Consider the following 19,854-nt stretch of genomic DNA (forward strand, 5'->3'; position numbering starts at 1 on the left):
TGGCAGTCAAGAAACCTTGAGAAGATTTGAAAGACCGACACCGCTATGATAAGTTCGAAACATCGGTTGAGGCCGGTTCACTTCGAGGTATTTGCCCGGGTTCCAAAGCTTTGCCCCGTTGGGCCTCATCGATGAGGCGTCTATTCGTAGACTTCCTGATTATTACACGATTTGTGCGGGTCTCCGGCTTCGGCTGGCGGCCCGCATAAGTTTTTACGGCGAAGGGCGGCAGCCACCGGCATTCCAGTGGCTGCCGCCCTTGAGCGATTGCGCGTTAAAGAATCACCTATTCCCATATTCCTGCGGATAACGCCTGGCAAGCTGTGCGACCAGCAGATGGCGCGCGAGCCAGAGGGCGAGGAAAATCAGCGAGAAGCCGACGGTGACGTCGGAGAGGAAGTGGGCGCCCTGCATCATGCGGCTGACCATGACGACGAGCGCGTAGGCCAGGGCGACGGCGTAGACCACGCCCTCATGGCGATGGCTGCGGGGTCCCGCCAGCGCGAGCAGGCTCAGCGAGAGCGTGGACCCGGCGAACAGGGAGTGGCCCGAGGGGAACGACTTGATGTCGTCGGCGGCAGCGACGGCGGCGCGGAAACGCTTGCCGTTGGGGTGGTACCACGGGGTGAACAGGCCGGTGTCGCCCTGCATCGCACGGAAGCGCACGCGGCCCCAGGCGATCTTGGCGACCTCCAGCACCGCCATCGAGCAGATGAAGACGGCGACGATCGCGATGCCGGCCATGCGGTAGCGCCACCGCAGCTCCTGCGGGATCCGGCGGACGATGCAGGCGATGAGCACGGCGGCGATGACGCCGTAGGCCGCGCCGAAAAGACGGCAGTATTTGTAGCACAGCGCCAGCGCCACGAGCGTGCCGCCCAGGTAGACGAGCCCGGCGAGCAGCAGCCACGAGAGCCGCTCGCGGCCAAACTCGCAGGTCCAGAACACCAGCGCCGCACCGATCATCAGCACGGTCGCGCCGATGACCGGTGCCAGGCGTTCGAAGAAGGCCGAGAAGCCGTTGCCGGGCAGGTAGAGCGCCTGGTCGATGCGCAGGTCGGCGAAGGTGCCGACGACCAGCAGCACCAAGGCGCCGATGGCGGTGGCGGGAAATACTTTTTTCATGGGCTCGTTCCTTGTGATTGACAAATTCCCCGGCAGGCATGGAACCTACCGGGGAAATCATATACCATCACGCTCGGAACCGAGGTCCGGAGCGGGACGTCTCAGCGCACATCAGCGCCAATCGGCAGCGCCTCAGCGACCGGACGGGGTGCCGTCGATCACGTCGTGCGCGATGTCGGCGACGACCGGGACGATCATCGGCTTGCGGTGCAGCTGGCGCGAGACCCAGCTGCCGATCGTGCGGCGCATGATCTGCTGGAGCTTGTGGGTGTCGTGGGTGCCCTGCATCATCGCGTCCTCGAGCTGCTGGACGATCTGGCGACGCACCTTGTCGAGGTCGCTCTCGTCGTCGGGAATCGCGTTCATATAGACCTTCGGCCCGGAGATGACGTTCTTGGCGTCGGTGTCGACCACGGCGAAGATGGAGACGAAGCCCTCGGTGCCGAGGATCTTGCGCTTCTCGAGCTCCTCGTCGGTCAGCTCGCCGACGGTGTCGCCGTCGACGTAGACGTAGGCGCACGGCACGCTTCCGACGACCGCGGCCTGGCCATGGTAGAGGTCGACCACGTCGCCGTCGGTGGCCAGCACCACGTTGTTGGGATCGACGCCGGTCTTGACGGCCACCAGGCCGTTGGCGATCAGGTGGCGGTTCTCGCCGTGGATCGGCATGACGCACTTGGGCTTCAAAATGTTGTAGAAGTAGGTGAGCTCGCCCTGGTTGGAGTGGCCGGAGACGTGGATCTTGGCGTTGTCGCGGTTGACCACGCGCGCGCCCTTCTGGACGAGCTTGTTGATCATGCCGTAGACCTCGTTCTCGTTGCCGGGAATCAGGGAGCTGGCCATCACCACGGTGTCGAACTCGTTGATGGTGATGTCGCGGTGGGTGCCGTCGGCGATGCGGCCGAGCGCGGCCATCGGCTCGCCCTGCGAACCGGTGCACATGTAGACGAGCTTGTCGTCCTGGATGTCGTGGGCCTTCTTCAGGTCGACGACGGTGCCCTCGGGGATGTGCAGATAGCCCAGCTCGGAGGCGATGGACATGTTGCGCACCATCGAACGGCCGACGAAGACGACCTTGCGGCCGACCTTGTGCGCGGCGTCGACGACCTGCTGGACGCGGTGGACGTGGCTGGAGAAGGAGGCGACGATGATCTTGCGGGTGGCCTCCTTGAAGGCGCGCTCGAGCTCGGGGCCGATGGTGCTTTCCGGACGCACGAAGCCGGGGACCTCGGCGTTGGTGGAGTCGACCATCACCAGGTCGACGCCCTTCTCGCCGAGCTTGCCGAACTCCACCAGATCGGTGATGCGGTGGTCGATGGGCAGCTGGTCGAGCTTGAAGTCGCCAGTGTCGATGACGGTGCCGGCGGGCGTGTTGATGCACACGGCCAGCGCGTCGGGGATGGAGTGGGTGACGGCGACGAACTCGAGGTTGAACGGGCCGACCTTGAGCTTGTCGCGGCCGTTGACCTCAACGCAGCGCGGCTTCTGATGGTGCTCCTCGCACTTGGCCTTCACGAAGGCGAGCGTGAGCTTGGAGCCGATCAGCGGGATGTCCGGACGCAGCTTCAGCAGGTAGGGCACGCCGCCGATGTGGTCCTCGTGGCCGTGGGTGAGCACGAGCGCCTCGATGTCGTCGAGCCTGTCCTTGATGTAGTTGAAGTCGGGCAGGATGAGGTCGACGCCGGGCTGCTCCTCGTCGGGGAAGAGCACGCCGCAGTCGACCAGCAGCAGGTGGCCGTTGTATTCGATCACGTTCATGTTGCGGCCGATCTCGCCCAGGCCGCCCAGCGGCACGATGCGCATGGAGCCCTTGCGGTACTTCGGCGGGGCGATCAGCACGGCGTCCTGGGTGGGCGCGGTGCCGGGAGTGCGGTTGGCGCGCGGGTTACGGCGCCCGCCGCCACGGTTGTTGCGGCCGCGCCCGGAGTTGCCGGAACGCTTGGTGGACCTGGACGATCCGCGCTTGGAGCCGCGGGTGGTCGCCTTGTCCTCGCTTTTGCGGGCGCGGGCCCTGTTGGCGCTGCCACGACGGGTCGTGGTGGCCGTTGCTTGTTCTTCTGTATCTGTCATATTGCCTTGTTGATTTCTGTTATTTGGTGCCTGCGCCTATGCGCAGACGAGGTATGAAACGGCGGGTCGGCCAACCGGACGACGTGTCCGCTGACCTGTCCGCATGGTGGGTTCGCCTTCGGCGATGGCCAAGCCTTACCGGCCCGACTCGCCGAGGAGACCGGCCTCGACCATGCCCTGGCGCGCGCGCCAGTATTCGGCGGCCGTGGGGCCGACGTTCGGCAGGCGCATGAAGGTCTCGTCGAGCCAGCCGCGCTCATGCAGCGCGGCCTTGGCCATCACGCCCTGGAATCCGGTGCCGTTGATGGCGTCCACCAGCGGCGCCAGGCGCACCGCGATGCGCTGGGCGGCGTGGATGTCGCCGGTGTCGAAGGCCTTGGCGAGCTGGCGCATCGGCGAGCTGGCCACATGCGCGATCACCGAGATGATGCCCACGGCGCCGATCGACAGGAACGGCAGGTAGAGCGCATCGTCGCCCGAGTACCAGGTCAGCCCGGTCTCCATGCGCTTGCGCACCGCTCCGGCGATGTCGCCGGTGGCGTCCTTGACGGCCTTGATGTGCTTCAGCCCCGCGAGCCTGCGGTAGGTCTCGAGCTCGAGGTGCACGCCGGTGCGGCCCGGGACGTCATAGACGATGATGGGCTTCTCGGCGGATTCGTCGACGGCCTGGTAGTGCCTGAAGATGCCTTCCTGCGAAGGACGCGAGTAATAGGGTGCGACGACCAGCACCGCGTCGGCGCCGGCCTCCTGGGTCTGCTCGACCATGCGCACCGTGTGGGCGGTGTCGTTCGAACCCGCGCCGGAGATCACCGGCACGTCGACGGCTTGCTTGACCGCGCGCACCAGTCCGACCTTCTCGTCCATGTGGGTCACCGGGGATTCGCCGGTGGTGCCGTTGACGAGCAGGCCGTCCGCGCCGTCGGCGACCAGATGCCTGGCCAGCGCCGCGGCCGCCTCGTAATCGACGGAACCATCGCGATGCAACGGTGTGACCATGGCCGGAATGACCCGTCCGAATGGCGCCGGATCAAGAAGATGGATGGAGGACTCACTCATACTTCAACGCTACTTCGCGGGTGGGACGCGCCGGACTCACCGTTCGCCGCCGGCCGCTCCCCCATCGCGCGCGGGCGAGTCCGACTTGGCCGCCCCGCGCTTCCCGGCTGGATGTGGCAGGCCGACGGCCCACCACAGGTAGCGTTTCATCGGCACGACCAGCACGGCGATCGCCGCCATCGCGACCAGGACCAGCACGATGCCATACAGGTCCTGCCGCCATATGGGCCATGCCGGCAGCGCGACGTGCACGAGCCGCGCCGAAACGTGCTCGCACAGGTTGACCATGGGATTGTTGATGCAGTAGTAGATCAGCGTCGACTCCCCCACGAATCTGAAGGCCCGGAGCGGTGGGACCATCCTGGCGAGGCCGATGACCATGCCGATGCCGAACAGCGAGGCGACGACGTTGGCCAGTCCGAGCGCCGTCCATGGGCCGGATGCCGTGACCTTGTCCGCCCACCAAGCCGAGACGGCGAACGCCGCGCCGCCGAGCACGAACAGCAGCGCGCCCCATGCGCGGGTCAGGCGCAGCAGCCGGAGCCTCAGCGCATAGCCCAGCGCCAAATAGGCTGTGGAGCTCAACACACGGTTGAGCATGAAGGGCAGCGGGACCGCCACATAATGCCGCACCACCTGGTCGGCGAGCAGCAGCGCCACCGCGATCGGCACCAGGAAGCGGCCACGGCAGACCTTGAGCACGCACCAGAGCAGCAGCGAGGCGTTGAACAGCGACCAGAGGAACCACAGGCCGTCGGTGGTGTCGAAAAGCACCGGGATCTGGGCCCTGAGCAACACGAGCAGCGACGAGCGGACGCCGGCGCCGTCACCATGGCGCAGCCAGGAAATCAGTATCTCCGCCGCCTTCTTGACGAAGGTCAGGGCCGCGAAGCAATAGTAGGGCACCAGCAGCTGGTAGGCGCGGTGCCTGGCCAGCGCGGCGAAGGAGCGCTTCGTCGAGAAGAAGATGCCGCTGAGGAAGAAGAACGCGGGCATGTGGAACAGGTAGATGACCCAGATCGAGATGCTGGGACCGGGAATCCAGTCGGTGTTGAGATGGCCGTAGACCACCAGGAACATCGTGATGGCCTTGGCGACGTCGATCCACGCGACCCGTCGGCGCGGGGATGCCTTGCCGTCAACCTTGCCGTCGTGCGCAGGCTGTGCGGGTTCCCCGGCCGCCACAGCCGCCGACGAAGGTGCCTGGGCCGTATCCCCATTCATGGGATCTCCGCCCTTCGCCTCGGCCATGCCGTCGCCGTACCCCACGTCGCCTCCCTAACGGTTCAAGGAATCCACATCACCGGTCTCTGACTCACCAGCATAATGTTTCGGCACCACCACAGGCTTCCGGACCTCCTCATTCCTCATTGAACCGATATCGTCCGGCCGTGAAACCACGGCGCCTAATCCCTGCGTCCGCCCCGGCCGAAACGCTGCGGCCCGGGCAGGCCGACGGCCCACCACAGGTAGCGCTTCAGCAGCGGGACGAGCAACCCGACCAGCGCCATGGCGAGCAGGACGACGACCAGCCCCTCAGCGAACTGGCCGACGGCGGGCAGGGCGGCCGAGGCCACCGGAGACAGCTTGAAGACGGCGAGCTTGACGACCTTGAGCACGATGTCGTTGAGCGAATAGTAGATCAGGGTCGCGCGGCCGACGAAGGTGACCGCCCGCAGCGTCGGCAGCAAGCGGGAGATGCCGAGCAGCATGCCGGTGCCGAACAGCGAGGCGAGGATGGAGACCGCCCACGCCGACGTCCACCGGGTGGCGATCCAGGGCCGCGCGGAAAGCCATGCGAGGCAGAGGAAGACCGGCGTGCACACCAGCGCGAGGCAGGCGGCGCGGCGGCGGGTCAGCGCCAGCAGCGCCTTGCGGCAGGCGAAGCCCAGGGCGAGATAGGCCGTGGAGCTGAGCACCTGGTTGAGGGTGAAGGGCAGGGGCCGCGTGAGCACGTGGCGCACGGCGGCGTCGGCCACCAGCAGCACCAGGGCGATGGGGACGAGGAAACGCTCGCCGCACACCCGCACGATGCACCAGAGCAGCAGCGAGGCGGTGAAGAGCGACCAGAGGAACCACAGGCCGTCGGTGGTGTTGAGGATGATCGCCACGATGTCCTGGCCCAGGGTGCCCTCGCGCCCGGGGCGGCCGGCGTAGAAGGCGGGCAGCAGGCTTTTGCCCAGCGTCTGGCCGAGCAGCAGCGCGGAGAACGCATAATACGGTATGAGCAGCTGCCAGGCGCGGTGCCGGAGCAGATGCGGGAAGCTGGACCCGGGGCGGAAGAAGATGCCGCTGAGCACGAAGAACGCGGGCATGTGGAACAGGAAGATGGCGCCTATCGTCGGGGCGAGCGCGGGGAACCACGTGGCGTTGAGATGGCCGAAAAAGACCAGGAACATGGTGATGCCCTTGGCCGTGTCGATCCACGCGACCCGTTGGCGCGAGCCTGATGCGGACGATGACGATGGTACGGCCGAATGCGCGGACGACGGCTCGTCGTCCGCCGGTACGTCTGCAGCGGTATCGGCGGTTTCGGCAGCATCCGCAGTGGCGTCAGAAGAGCGTTCGGCCATGAGCGAGCCTTTCACACCACCTTGGCCATCGGATTTCAGCATATCGGCCTTTGAGATATCGGCTTTCGGCACGCCGGATCCTAGAGGTCGAGCAGCGTGTCGAGCCCCACGCTCAGGCCGGGGTGCGAGCCGGAGGCGATGGCGCGCACGGCCAGCAGGACGCCGGGCATGAACGAGGAGCGTTCGAAGCTGTCGGCGCGGATAACCAGCTGTTCGCCGGTGTTGCCCAGCAGCACTTCCTCGTGGGCGTTGAGGCCCTGCAGGCGCACCGCGTGGACGTGCACGCCGTCGACGACCTGGCCGCGCGAGGCGGCCTCGCCCTGGGTGCCGTCGGGCATCGGGGCCGACCCGGCGTCGCGACGCGCCTTGGCGATGGCCTGGGCGGTGTGGATGGCCGTGCCGGAGGGGGCGTCGACCTTGTCGGGATGGTGCAGCTCGATGACCTCGGCCGAGGTGAAGTACTTGGCGGCCCGGGCGGCGAACACGTCGGCCAGGACGGCGGAGACGGCGAAGTTCGGCGCGATGAACACGGCCTGGTCGGCGCGCGGGGCCTTGGCGAGCGCCGCCTTGACCTGCTCCATCTTTCCGTCGGTCCAGCCGGTGGTGCCCACCACCACGTCGACGCCCTGGGCTACCAGGCTCAGCACGTTGCCGAGTGAGGCGGAGGGGACGGTGAACTCGACGGCCACGTCGGTGTTGGCCGGGCTGACCGCGGCGATGTCGTCGCCGGCGCCAATCGTCTGGGCCACTTCCATGTCGTCGGCCGCCTTGACGGCCTCCACCACGCTGGCTCCCATGCGTCCCTGCGCGCCGATCACCGAAACTCGAATCATCGCAATTCCCTTCGCTGCAATGTGGTTCGCCCGCCCATGGCCAAGCGACAACAATGAATCCACCCGATTATAGCGCCCTACCGCATCGCGGGCGCAACCGGTTCCGCGCCCGCCCAACGAAATTGCCCCGATGCCTCCCAAGCAACAATGCGGCGGGAGGCCAGGGCAACGCCCCGGTCCCCCGCCGCATCGGGAAGAATCGCAAAGCCAGTGTTGGCGCCTACTTGTTCCTGAGCACGGCGTCGACTATGGCGCGGGCCTCAAGGCAGGTGTCCGTGATCCCCGGCCAGTCGTTGGCCTCGTGGCATGACGACGGGACCGCGAAGGAGCCGCCGATGGCGAAGACGTTCTTCTGGCCGATGTATTGGGCGGCATTGCCGAGATCGACGCCTCCGGTCGGCAGGAAATGCATCTCGGGGAACGGGCCGGCGAGCGCCTTCAACGTGTTCACGCCGCCATAGGCCTGCGCGGGGAAGAACTTCACATAGCGCAGTCCGCACTCGAACGCCTTGCCGACGTCGTAGGGAGTGGCCGTACCCGGCAGGATCAGGACGTCGTGTTCCAGGCACCAGTCCACTATCTCCTCGTCGAAGAAAGGCGTGACGATGCCGGAGCATCCCGCCTCCACGGATTGTTTCGCCTGTTCCACGCTACGCACGGTGCCCGCCACGAGGATGGCATCCGGGAACCTCTCATGGACCCTTCTCATCCCCTCGAGCGCATACGGGGACCTGAAGGTGACCTCCGCGACCGGTATCTTGCCGTCGACCAAGGCGCCCACGAGCGGAATCGCCTCTCCAGCGCTCTTCAAGGTGATGAGGGGAACGACCCCTATCTTCCCCACTGCCTCGATGAGCCGCTTGTTGTCATTGCTGTAATCTGCCATTTTCTGTTGCACCATTGTCATTCCTTAGATCTGATTGGACACCGCATACCGCGTCATCGCGCGCATCGTCGGTGCGTTCCGGTGAACTCCGCCAACTCGCGCGGCGTCGGGAGCCCTTCATTGTCGGAGATGGATTGCGTCTGCATGGCCCCAATCGCGCAGCCGCGTTCCATGGCCCGCCCCGCCGAGGCGCCTTCGAGCAACGACGAGAGCACGCCGGCCGCGAACCCGTCACCGGATCCGACGGTGTCGACGACATGGTCGAGGACGAAACCGGGCACATAGAGCCCATGCCCGCCATCCGTGCCATAGCAGCCGCGTGCGCCGTCCTTGACGATCGCATAGCCGGCACCGTTGTCGATGAAGGCCTGGCCCATGTCCTCGACGGATTTCACGCCGAAGAGCCGCTCGCCCTCGTGAACGCCGGGAAGCACCAGATCGGCCTGCGAGCAGAATTCCCGGGTCACCTCGCACATAGTCCGGTCGTCCGGCCACAACGACGGACGCAGATTGGGGTCGAACGAGATGAACACGTTGGATTGACGGGCCTTGCGCACCAGCATCCTCGACGCTTCCAGGGCGGAGGACGAGAGCGCTGGAAAGATACCGGTCAGATGCAGGATGCCCATGCCTTGGAAATCGAGCCTCTCCACATCGTCGCAGGTGATCCTCGAGGCGGGAGACCCCTTGCGGAAATAGAAGGTCTTGGGGTCATCGCCGTCGTATTTCGACTTCAGCATCGAGCCGGTGGGATGCGACGAATCCCTCGTCACCAAATGCGTGTCGACGTGATTGCGCTCCATGAAACCGAGTATCCGGTCCGCATACGGATCGCGGCCCAGTCTGGTCATGAACGCCGCTTCGGCCCCCATGCGCTTCAGCCCGATCGCCACATTGAGCTCGGCTCCCGCCACGGAAGCGGCGAACGAGCGCACCTGGCCCAGGCTTCCTCGCTCCTCGGCGGTGTATAGCGCCATCGCCTCGCCGACAAGCATGACCTTGCCGGCGCCGATGCCGGTGATATGAAAATCTTGTTGTTCCAATTGCTCTTTCCTGCCGTCACGCAAAGCCGATAAACCCCGGAACCGCACATTCCCTCTCCGCGCATCCGCAATGGCGAGGATGGGCGGAGAAGGATTGCCGTTGAGAAAAACAGGGATGTCCTCGGCGCCCGGCCCGCGAGCGGACCGGACGCCGAAGGCGGGAGAAACCTAGAACTTGTGCTCTTCCAGGTACTCACGGTCCACGACGATGCCGGTGCCGGGCGCCGTCGGCGGCACCCAGAAGCCGTTTTCGATGTGGCCGCCGGACTTGAAGATCCGCAGATCGGTCCAAGTGCCTCCGTCGGTCATCTCGGCCGCGTACACGTTCGGCACCGTGGTGATCAGGCTGGCGCACATCTCGAACATGAAGTGCGGGGTCATCGGCAGGTTGTGGGCACGGGCGGCGGCCGCGATGTCGAGATAGCCGGTGATGCCGCCGACTCGCCCAAGGTCGGCCTGCACATAGTCGCAGGAACCCTGCTCGAAGTGCTGGTTGAACTGGTTGAGGGTGTAGGTGTTCTCGCCGAGGGCGATGGGGGTGTTCACCCGCTCGCGCAGGATCTTGTGGCCCACGATGTCGTCGGAGGGCAGCGGCTCCTCGATCCACAGCAGGTTGAACTTCTCGAAGCGCTTGAAGGCACGGAGCGCATCGGGCAGCGACCAGCCCTGGTTGGCGTCCACGGCGAGCGGGAAGTCGGGAACCGCTTCCTGGATCTTGCTCAGGCGCTCGACGTCCTCCTCGAGGTCGGGCTTGCCGACCTTGACCTTCGCCGCCATGTAGCCGGCGGCCTTCCAGCGCTTGACCTGCTCGACGACCTCTTCGATCGACAGGTTGAGGTTGATGCCGGAACCGTAGACGGGGGCCTTCTGGCGGACCTTGCCGAGCATGTCCCACAGGGAGATGCCCAGGGACTTCGAAAGCAGGTCCCAGTAGGCGATGTCCAGCGCCGAAAGCGCATGGGTGGTGACGCCCGCTCCGCCGACGTCATGGATGTACTTGTAGGAGCGCTGCCACAGGCCGCGCGGGGAGACCGGCAGGCCGATCACGTCGGGAATCATCTCCTCGACGAGCTGCTTGATGGTCGCGCCGCACCAACCGGAGGTGTGGCTGAAGCCGGTACCCACGACGCCGTTGGAACCGGTGACGTCGGCGACGACGACCTCGATGTTCTCGACATGGTGGATCTGGTCGCCCCACGGCCCCTGCGGGAGCGGGACCCTCGCGGAGGTAAGCTTGATCGACTTGATCGTTGGCACTTCAGACATGATGATGTCCTTTCTTTTTTACTGCCGGCCCCAGCCAGGCGAGGCCGGCACATCTGTTGTTGGTATTGGCTCGTCCGCTTATGCCGGCCGAATCACTTGTTCTCGGCGGCCGCGGCGGCGAGCTGGCTGTTCTTCGTGTCCGAACCCTCTCCGTGGCCGAAGCCCTCGGGAAGGATGAAGGTGGCGGCGAGGAAGGCGATGATGGGGCCGATGGTGATGATCAGGTCGGCCTTGATGACGCCCAGGTTCTGGTAAAGCGTCGGGAAGACCCACAGCGTGACGAACGAGGCGAGCTTGACGAACACATAGGCGATGCCGCTGGCCGCGCCGCGATAGGCGGGCTTGGCGACCATCGAGCAAATGGTCATGCCGGACTCGGAGGACCAGTAGTGGCCCCAGAGCATGATGGCCGAGCCGATGATGATGATGACCATGCTGTTGTTGCGCCAGATGCCGAACACCTCGAGGAACACGCCGATCGCCACCAGGCCGAAGCCCCACTGGCTCAGGCCCTTGTGGCCGATCTTCGGCAGGGTGAGCGGGCCCATGAACGCCGAGATGGAGGCGATGATGTAGACGCCGAGCATCGCCAGGTTGTTCTGCACGATGGTGGCCACGCCCAGTCCGGCAAGGACGGTGGGCAGGTAGAAGGAGAACGAGTAGTTCTCGAAGGCCTGCACGAAGCAGGAGATCCAGCCGAAGATGGTGGAGTTGCGGGAGAAGGGCTCGCTGAACAGGTCCTTGACGGCCTCGCCCCAGGAGGGGGCGTGGATCTCGACGTCGTGGTCGGGAACGAGGCCGGCGAGCACGTCGCTGCCATAGTAGCTCTTCGCCGTGGCGCGGGCCTGGACGAAGCGGCCATGCTCGACGAACCATGTGGGCGACTCGGGAAGGTCACGCCTCATGAACAGCAGCAGGCCGGCGGGGATGGCGGGGATGGCCAGGATGATGCGCCAGGTGACGTTGGCGGGAAGGCTGCCGAGCTCGAAGAGCGTGACCATGACGATCGCGCAGAGGATGCCCAGAGAGAACATGAACTGCCAGCGGTTGCCCATGATCTCGCGCTTGCCCTTGGGCAGGATCTCCATCATATAGGTGAACCCGTTGGCGACGTCGGCTCCGACGGGGATGCCCGCGAAGCAGCGGATGAGCGCCAGCACCAGCATGTTGGGCGCCAGGCCCTGCAGGATCGCGCACACCGCGAACATCGACATGGAGGCGATGAAGATCTTCCTGCGGCCGAGCCGGTCGGTGAGCCAGCCACCCACGATGGAGCCGACGATGGCTCCGAGCTGGGTTCCGGCGGCGGTGAAGCCGAGCAGGAAGGCGCTGGGGTGGAAGACGTCTTTCAAATGCGTCATGATGAATGACATCGAGTAGATGTCCCAGGACTCGACCAGGAGGGCGGTGACCATCAGCCAACCGGCCTTGGACGAATGCTTGGCGGTGTGCTGTCCGAGGACCGCCTTCGCCTTCTCGATCGTGTCATAGATCGACAAATCAGTACTCATATCGAACCTTTTCAAAAGTAACAACACTGTTATCTATTGATTGGCCTGATCCCGGTCGACAATGCGGGCCCATACGGCTCCATCACCATACAGACAGGCTGTGTGTCCCATCCTTGCCACACGACTTCGATCGCCAATCAACGGCTATTGCATATTTCGCCATCGAAATATCTTTGGGAAATCAGTCCGATCCATGCGCGCCACTGCCGCGTGGACCTTCATTCCTTGATTCCCTGAATCCGACTTCCCTGGTCAAGATGATAACTTTGGCAAAACAGTATATACCTCCTTTCGGGATTCACCTGAGAATCACCTGAAATTTCTCTCGAAATGTGAGGCAACTCTCTTTGTACAGATGATATACATGTGATATACTAGCACCAACGAAGATGTTGTCAAAACAACGGCGTCTCGTATAACTCAACAACAACGAAGTGTAAGCGGATTTCATCTCACGCATATCGAGAACAAACCCATTGCATGGCATCGCTGAATTGAAAGGAAATTCAAGAGATGATTGGGCATCATTCGAACGAATTGGACAAACGAGCAATCGCGATGAGCAAGGCGCTGACCGCGGACGCCGTCGAGCACGCCGGCCATGGGCACCCCGGATCGGCGATTTCCCTGGCACCTATCGTCTACACGCTCTACCAGCGTTTCATCAACCACGACCCCAACGACCCGCATTGGGAAGGCAGGGACCGCTTCATCCTCTCCGGCGGGCACGCCTCGCTCAGCCAATACACACAGCTCTATCTTTCGGGCTACGGCCTGACCCTCGACGACATCAAGCACTACCGCTGCGGCAGCGACACCAGGACCCCGGGGCACCCCGAGTACCGCCTCACCCCCGGCCTGGAGATGACCACGGGCCCGCTTGGCCAGGGCCTGGCCTCCGCCGTCGGATTCGCCTACGGCCAGCGCTATCAGCGCGGCCTGCTCGACCCGGACGCCCCGGTTGGCCGGTCGCCCTTCGACCACCACATCTGGGTGATGGCCGGAGAGGGCGACCTGGAGGAGGGCGTCTCCTCCGAGGCCAGCTCTCTGGCGGGCAACGAGCGCCTGGGCAACCTCACCGTGATCTTCGATTCCAACAGGATCCAGATCGAGGGCGACACGAAGATCACCTTCGCCGAAGACGTGCTGAAGCGCTACGAGTCCTACGGTTGGTACACCGACGAGTTCAGCTTCATCCAGCCCGACGGCTCCTACAAGGAGGACATCGACGGACTGGCCGAGGTGATCGAGAAGGCGGAGAAGATCACCGACCGCCCGAAGTTCATCAAGGTCGACACGGTCATCGCCTGGCCCACTCCCGGCAAGGCGGGAGACGCCTCGACGCACGGCGCCCTGCTGGGCGCGAAGCCGACGGCCGACCTCAAGGCCCTGCTCGGGCTGGACCCGGACAAGACCTTCCAGGTCGACGAGGAGGCGCTGGCCCACGCGCGCGAGGTGGCGCAACGCGGCCTGAAGGCCCATGCGCAATGGGACGCCAGGTTCGACGCCTGGAAGAGCGCGAACCCGCAGAAGTACGCGCTCTACCGGCGCCTGCGCTCCGGCGGCCTGCCGGAGGGCTTCGACCAGGCCCTCGACGACCTGAAGCAGCGGTTCAAGGTGGGCGACGAGATCGCCACACGCCATTGCTCCGGCCATGTGCTCAACGCCATCGCCAAGGTGATGCCCGAGCTCTGGGGCGGATCCGCCGATCTCGGCAGCGCCAACATGACGGACCTCGAGGGCGCCGACTCGTTCGCCCCCGCGCAGTTCGCCACCAAGGAGCACCCGAAGGCCGGCCCCTACGGCCGCCAGATCCACTTCGGCGTGCGCGAGTTCGCCATGGGCGCCATCACCAACGGCATCCTGCTCGACACCGACACCCGGCCCTTCGGCGGGACCTTCTTCCAGTTCGCCGACTACGAGCGCCCGGCCGTGCGTCTGGCGGCGCTGATGAAGCTGCCGAACCTCTTCGTCTGGACCCACGACTCCATCGCCCTGGGCCAGGACGGACCGACCCACCAGCCGGTCGAGCACCTGGCCGCCATGCGCGCGATGCCCGACATGGAGGTCGTGCGCCCCGCCGACATGTTCGAGACCATCGAGGCCTATCGCTACTTCTTCGAACGCAAGCAGACCCTGCCCGTGGCCATGGTGCTTTCGCGCCAGCCGATCCCCAACCTGAAGGAGACCTCCGAGCTTGCGAGGGAGGGTGTGCGGCGCGGCGCCTACGTGCTGCGCGACACCGAGGGCGAGCCCGACGTGATCCTGATGGGCTCAGGCTCCGAAGTGCAGCTCGCCCTCAAGGCCGCCAAACAACTGGCCAGGCAGGGCGTCAAGGCCCGCGTGGTCTCCGTGCCGTCGATCGAGTGGTTCGAGGAGCAAAGCCCCGAGTACCGCGAATCCGTGCTGCCCGAATCCGTCGAGGCCCGCGTCTCGGTGGAGGCCGGCATCGCGATGCCCTGGTACCGGTACCTCGGCTCCTTCGGCATCCCGGTCTCCGTCGAACGCTTCGGCCTGCAGGGCGAGGGCCTGCAGAACCTGAAGGACGTCGGCATCACCGCCGAGCACGTGGCCGACGCCGCCAAGGCGTCCATCGAAAAGGTCGCCGCCCACCATGTTCGTCTGAAGGCATGAGCGCAACGTCTCGACGAAACACTTCATCCCTAAAGTCATCCATAACAGAGAAAGGAACATCATGGCATTCGACATGTCCAGTTTTTCATTGAAGGGCAAGGTGGCCCTGATCACCGGAGCGAGCCACGGCATCGGGCTCGCCATCGCATCGGCCTTCTCGGCCGCCGGCGCCACCATCGCGTTCAACGAGCGCAGCGAGGAAGGGCTGCGGAAGGGCCTGAAGGCCTATAAGGAGGCGGGCATCGACGTGCACGGCTACGTCGCCGACGTGACCGACGAGCAGCAGGTCGCCGACCTCGTCTCCTCGATCGACAAGGAGCTTGGCGGCGTGGACATCCTGGTCAACAACGCCGGCATCATCAAGCGCATCCCCATGCTCGACATGAGCGTGGAGGACTTCCGCCAGGTGGTCGACATCGACCTCAACGGCCCATTCATCGTCTCGAAGGCGGTGATTCCCGGCATGATCAAGAAGGGCCATGGCAAGATCATCAACCTGTGCTCGATGATGAGCGAGCTCGGCCGCGAGACCGTCTCGGCCTACGCCTCCGCCAAGGGCGGGCTGAAGATGCTGACCCGGAACATCTGCGCGGAGTACGGCGAGGCCAACATCCAGTGCAATGCGATCGGACCCGGCTACATCGCCACCTCGCAGACCGCTCCCCTGCGCGAGCGCCAGCCCGATGGATCGCGCCATCCCTTCGACAGCTTCATCATCGCCAAGACCCCGGCGGCCCGCTGGGGCACCACGGAGGACCTGCAGGGCCCGGCCGTGTTCCTGGCCTCCGACGCCTCCGATTTCGTCAACGGCCACATCCTCTATGTCGACGGCGGCATCCTCGCCTACATCGGCAAGCAGCCGGCCTGATAGCGGCGTCCGACAACATCAACATCATTTAAACGAAAGGAAACATCATGAGAATCGGTCTCATCAACGAGAACTCGCAGGCGTCGAAGAACGCCGTCATCTTCAAAGCCCTCAAGGAGGTCACCGACGAGAAGGGTTACGAGGCGGTCAACTTCGGCATGTATGGCAGGCAGGGCGAGCCCGAGCTGACCTACGTGCAGAACGGCCTGCTCGCCTCGATCCTGCTCAACACGCACACCGTCGACTTCATCATCACCGGCTGCGGCACCGGCGAGGGTGCGATCAACGGACTGAACGCGTTCCCGGGAGTCATGTGCGGCTGGGCCGTCGAACCGACGGACGCCTACCTGTTCACCCAGATCAACGACGGCAACGCGCTGTCCCTGCCCTTCGCGAAGGGCTTCGGCTGGGGCGCGGAGCTCAACCTCAAGCTGATCTTCGAGCGTCTGTTCGCCGAGGCTCCGGGCAGCGGCTACCCCAAGGAGCGCGCGGTCCCCGAGCAGCGCAACGCCGGCATCCTGAAGGGTCTGAAGAAGGACAACTACAAGCCGCTCATCCAGATCCTCAAGGAAATCGACCAGGACTTCCTGAAGGAGACGGTCTCGCGCCAGGAATTCAAGGATTACTTCACCGCCCACGCCGACGAGGGGGAGATCAAGGATTATGTGCTGAAGGTCTGCTCCGAGTAAGGCCACGTGCCCGGTCGGCAATCCCGGCCGGGCACCTTTCTTGAGATGGGAATCCGTCGTATGCGCGACCAACGTGCATGCGGCGGATTCGCATATGGGCACTCTCTCCGACCGGCCGGAACAGTCAGTCGAGAAGGAGGTTCACGTTTTCCTGGTAGACGGCCTGGTAGGCGGCGCCGGAGTTGGCGAGGTGGAGCTGGATCGCCTGCGCCGCGCCCTCCTCGTCCTTGGCTTCGACGCAATCGATGATGTCCATGTGCTCGATGTAGGTCTGCTTGATGCGGTCGGCCTCCAGCGAAAGCATGAACCGGGTGCGCTGGCTGAGCATCAGCAGGGAATCCATCATCGTGGTGATGAAACTGTTGCCGGCCACCTTCGTGAAATACATATGGAATCGGTAGTCGGAATCGTCGTGCAGCCAATCAGGGCTCGCTGAATCCCACGTCGACGGCTTCAGCGAGGCGCGGAATTCCTCAAGCGTCTCCCGGTCCACCTTCGCGATCGCCTTCCTGATGATGAAGGGCTCGACCAGCATGCGGGCCTCCAGCATGTCGTTCAGGTCGTGCAGCGACACCGGGCTGACGATGATGCCACGCCGGGCGAAGGACTGGACCATCTTCTCCTCGCCCAGCTTGTTGATCGCCTCTCGCACCGGTGTCCTGCTGAATCCCAGCTCATTGGCTATGCTCTTGTCGTCGATCACGTCCCCCGGCTTGAGCTCGCAGTATACGATTTTCTTTCGCAGATAATCGTATGCCACATCCTTTTTGCTCGCCGTCATAAATCCACACCTTCTCGTCAGAGGTCGCTAGTCAGATACGCCAATGAGTGCATAGTAAAGCAGTCGAATCGAACCTCTGGACCATTACCCACGTTGTCTATCGCAAATACAAACGATATAACACACTAGGAACAAACAATAGATATACCAGCTATTATCCCTTGGCTTTGTGACATTGTACACAGTTGGTCAAAGGAACATCCGCTTCCCCACCTTGCGGCTGCGCGGGACTGTCACCGACTCCGATCGGGGCGACGACGCCACCGCATGACGCCGACGCCAATGGCGAGAATGGACGCGCATGCCGCGATGATCGCCGGCGGAACAATCGACGCGCCCGTCGCGCTCAGCGATCCCTCTCCGCCGGCATTGCCTCGGGTACCCACGCCGGCCGGCACCAGTTCCCACCGGGCCTGCAAGGTGATGTCGGCGGTCACCGGCGTGCCGGTGAAATCGTAGGGCGTGGAAGCGCCCGCTTCGAACCAGCCGACGAAACGGTAGCCCGCGCGCGAGGGATCGGATGTCGGTTTGGTGGCATGGCCAAGGTAGTCGACGTGCTGCACCGGAACCGAGCCATCGCCATGGTTCAGGTCAAAGGTGACGTCGTATTGGTTGACCTTCCAGACGATCCTGGCCGTCACGTCGTCATCCGGCATCGAGGCGGGGAAGCCGGACTGCCAGGAACCCGAGGCACCCACCTTGTATTCCCAGTGGTCGAAGGAATGGCCCGTGGGACCGTCCGGCATACCGGTCGTCGGAGCCGCCAACGCGTCGCCGTAGCCGTGTCGCACCTGCCCGGTCGGCAGGCTGCCGCCCGTGCCACCGGAGATGTCGTAGCTCAGATAGTGCTGGTTGACATGCCACTTGGCATACATCGTCACGTCGCTGTCGGGCACCGTCGTGCCGCCGGCACCGAACGTCCAGTCAACCAGATTGTTTGACCGGTCCCGATATTGCCAACCATCCAGGGTATGCCCCGTCCATGCCGCCAGCGACGGGCCGGAAGCCACCGTGTCGGCATAGTGCACCTGCAGGTCGTCGGGAGCCGTGCCGGCGCCCCAGCCGTTCAGGTCGAAATGCAAGGTATGGTCGTTGCCGACCAAGTGCGGGCGGAACGTGACGTCGTCGCTGGGCATCGTGGAAAGCCAGCCCGAGTTCCAGGCCCCGGAACCGACCTTATGCTCCCACGTGCCGTCGAAATAGTAATGGTTGGGCGGTGTCGGCAGGTCGGCCTGCACCGGTGCCGTGAGTGCCGAACCGGAATCATGGTCCGTGGGCGCAGGCAGGTTGCCGCCCGTGCCGCCGTTGGCATCGAAGGACACGATCGGCTTGACCTTTTGCGTCACCGTGCCGGACAGGCCGGCCCCGGAGTTCGCGAACGCATACGACGCCTCGGTCATGCCCGGCGCGTACTGCCACTCAACCGTATGCGAACCGGCATCGTAGCGGCCGCCGGCCGGAGTGATACCGGAAATGTCAGTGACGTCCGAACCGTCGACGTTCTTCGCCGCGGGCACCTTGATCGGGCGGTCCGCGGTGGCGTCCAACGACACCGTCTGATTGTCGGCATATAGATAATCCTCTATGTGGGCGATTCCGGACAACGGCGAAAAATCGAGGATTTGATTATTGCTCAGGCTCAACAAATTCAAGTGGGTCAGTCCGGACAACGGACGCAAATCACTGATTCGATTCCCGTCGAGCATCAAGTTTCTGAGGCTGGTCAACCCCGCCAACGGAGTCAAATCACTGATCGTGTTGGATGTACCATTGGCATTGCCGTTCAAGACCAACTTGGTCAGGTTGGTCAGGCCTGCCAGCGGAGTCAAATCACTGACCCGGTTATTAGCTAGCCCCAAGCCTTGCAAGCCTGTCAAATGCTCCAACGGACGCAGATCACTGACCTGATCGTTCTCCAACCCTATGGTTTTGAGACTGGTCAGATGTTCCAACGGAGTCAGATCACTGATGGCGTTGTGTCCCAAGGATATTGTTTCCAGATGGGTCAGGTATTGGAACCCTTCCAGACTGGTGGCGCCGATGGGGCCAGGCGACACGTCCGTGGTGCTGTCGACCATGGCCTGGGTGAACACATCCGACGGGCTCGTCGCGCCGTTGACGACCTGCGATATGTGGGCCTGGACACCCGGATCCGGGAAACAATCGGCGATGGTGCTGGAACCCACCGTGCATGTGGAGCGCGGGCCCGCGCTCCCGGACTGGTCGCCGCGCTCCTCGGAAAGCGGCTGCCGCACACGCCGGTTCCGAGCCGTCTCCTGCCCGGTCACGGCCTTCGACCGGGACGGACTCGCGTCGGCGGGCAAACCGACGGCCATCGCCACCTGTGGCACCATCATCGACACCGCCGCCACCAACGCGATCAGTGCGGAAAGCACCTTCCCACGCGCCTCATGGATTCGGCGGCAACCGCGCGACACAGCATCCCTCAGCCAAGCCATAAGCCCATCCTCTCCTCTGAAACGGGCATAACCATCGGAAGTGATTAGTCTTTTATCAAA

General features: G+C 64.2%; 15 protein-coding genes. 3 read left to right on the top strand and 12 right to left on the bottom strand.

Translation table 11 applies throughout. The features are described from left to right. Positions 1-282: 282 nt before the first annotated feature. The 10 genes from PT282_RS06250 to PT282_RS06295 all read right to left on the bottom strand — a co-directional run bounded on the left by PT282_RS06250 (position 283) and on the right by PT282_RS06295 (position 12,363). Positions 283-1,125 (bottom strand): phosphatase PAP2 family protein, encoded by an 843-nt coding sequence (locus PT282_RS06250; RefSeq protein ID WP_277168670.1) that lies wholly within the window; start codon positions 1,123-1,125, stop codon positions 283-285. Between the two features lie 132 nt (positions 1,126-1,257). After that, positions 1,258-3,195, bottom strand: a complete 1,938-nt coding sequence (locus PT282_RS06255; RefSeq protein ID WP_277168671.1) for a ribonuclease J — start codon at positions 3,193-3,195, stop codon at positions 1,258-1,260. Positions 3,196-3,330: 135 nt separating this feature from the next. After that, positions 3,331-4,251 carry a 4-hydroxy-tetrahydrodipicolinate synthase gene (gene dapA, locus PT282_RS06260; RefSeq protein WP_277168672.1) on the bottom strand — a complete coding sequence of 307 codons (921 nt, stop codon included), beginning with the start codon at positions 4,249-4,251 and terminating at the stop codon, positions 3,331-3,333. Between the two features lie 36 nt (positions 4,252-4,287). Continuing rightward, on the bottom strand, positions 4,288-5,520 hold the full coding sequence (locus PT282_RS06265) for an acyltransferase family protein (RefSeq protein ID WP_277168673.1): 1,233 nt from the start codon (positions 5,518-5,520) through the stop codon (positions 4,288-4,290). 137 nt (positions 5,521-5,657) lie between these two features. Then, positions 5,658-6,866 carry an acyltransferase family protein gene (locus PT282_RS06270; protein WP_277168674.1) on the bottom strand — a complete coding sequence of 403 codons (1,209 nt, stop codon included), beginning with the start codon at positions 6,864-6,866 and terminating at the stop codon, positions 5,658-5,660. A 38-nt stretch (positions 6,867-6,904) separates the two neighbouring features. Beyond that, positions 6,905-7,657, bottom strand: a complete 753-nt coding sequence (gene dapB, locus PT282_RS06275) for a 4-hydroxy-tetrahydrodipicolinate reductase (protein ID WP_277168675.1) — start codon at positions 7,655-7,657, stop codon at positions 6,905-6,907. A 220-nt stretch (positions 7,658-7,877) separates the two neighbouring features. After that, complete coding sequence (gene eda, locus PT282_RS06280; protein WP_277168676.1) at positions 7,878-8,558, bottom strand: bifunctional 4-hydroxy-2-oxoglutarate aldolase/2-dehydro-3-deoxy-phosphogluconate aldolase; 681 nt, start codon at positions 8,556-8,558, stop codon at positions 7,878-7,880. Positions 8,559-8,596: 38 nt separating this feature from the next. Beyond that, on the bottom strand, positions 8,597-9,586 hold the full coding sequence (locus PT282_RS06285; protein WP_277168677.1) for a sugar kinase: 990 nt from the start codon (positions 9,584-9,586) through the stop codon (positions 8,597-8,599). 168 nt (positions 9,587-9,754) lie between these two features. After that, positions 9,755-10,852 (bottom strand): mandelate racemase/muconate lactonizing enzyme family protein, encoded by a 1,098-nt coding sequence (locus tag PT282_RS06290; protein ID WP_277168678.1) that lies wholly within the window; start codon positions 10,850-10,852, stop codon positions 9,755-9,757. A 92-nt stretch (positions 10,853-10,944) separates the two neighbouring features. Continuing rightward, positions 10,945-12,363, bottom strand: a complete 1,419-nt coding sequence (locus tag PT282_RS06295) for an MFS transporter (protein ID WP_277168679.1) — start codon at positions 12,361-12,363, stop codon at positions 10,945-10,947. Between the two features lie 513 nt (positions 12,364-12,876). Between PT282_RS06295 and tkt the strand changes: the two genes are divergently transcribed. The 3 genes from tkt to PT282_RS06310 all read left to right on the top strand — a co-directional run bounded on the left by tkt (position 12,877) and on the right by PT282_RS06310 (position 16,554). Then, positions 12,877-14,997: a transketolase gene (tkt, locus tag PT282_RS06300; protein ID WP_277168680.1), complete on the top strand. Its 2,121-nt coding sequence runs from the start codon at positions 12,877-12,879 to the stop codon at positions 14,995-14,997. Between the two features lie 61 nt (positions 14,998-15,058). Further along, positions 15,059-15,865 (top strand): gluconate 5-dehydrogenase, encoded by an 807-nt coding sequence (locus PT282_RS06305; RefSeq protein ID WP_277168681.1) that lies wholly within the window; start codon positions 15,059-15,061, stop codon positions 15,863-15,865. Between the two features lie 47 nt (positions 15,866-15,912). After that, on the top strand, positions 15,913-16,554 hold the full coding sequence (locus PT282_RS06310) for an RpiB/LacA/LacB family sugar-phosphate isomerase (protein WP_277168682.1): 642 nt from the start codon (positions 15,913-15,915) through the stop codon (positions 16,552-16,554). 124 nt (positions 16,555-16,678) lie between these two features. Here the strand turns inward: PT282_RS06310 and PT282_RS06315 are convergent, their stop codons facing one another. Continuing rightward, positions 16,679-17,335 (bottom strand): GntR family transcriptional regulator, encoded by a 657-nt coding sequence (locus PT282_RS06315; protein WP_277168683.1) that lies wholly within the window; start codon positions 17,333-17,335, stop codon positions 16,679-16,681. Positions 17,336-17,568: 233 nt separating this feature from the next. Then, complete coding sequence (locus tag PT282_RS06320; protein ID WP_277168684.1) at positions 17,569-19,794, bottom strand: leucine-rich repeat domain-containing protein; 2,226 nt, start codon at positions 19,792-19,794, stop codon at positions 17,569-17,571. Positions 19,795-19,854: the final 60 nt, after the last annotated feature.

Origin of the sequence: Bifidobacterium sp. ESL0763 (genome assembly GCF_029433395.1) — a bacterium.
Lineage (GTDB): Bacteria > Actinomycetota > Actinomycetes > Actinomycetales > Bifidobacteriaceae > Bifidobacterium.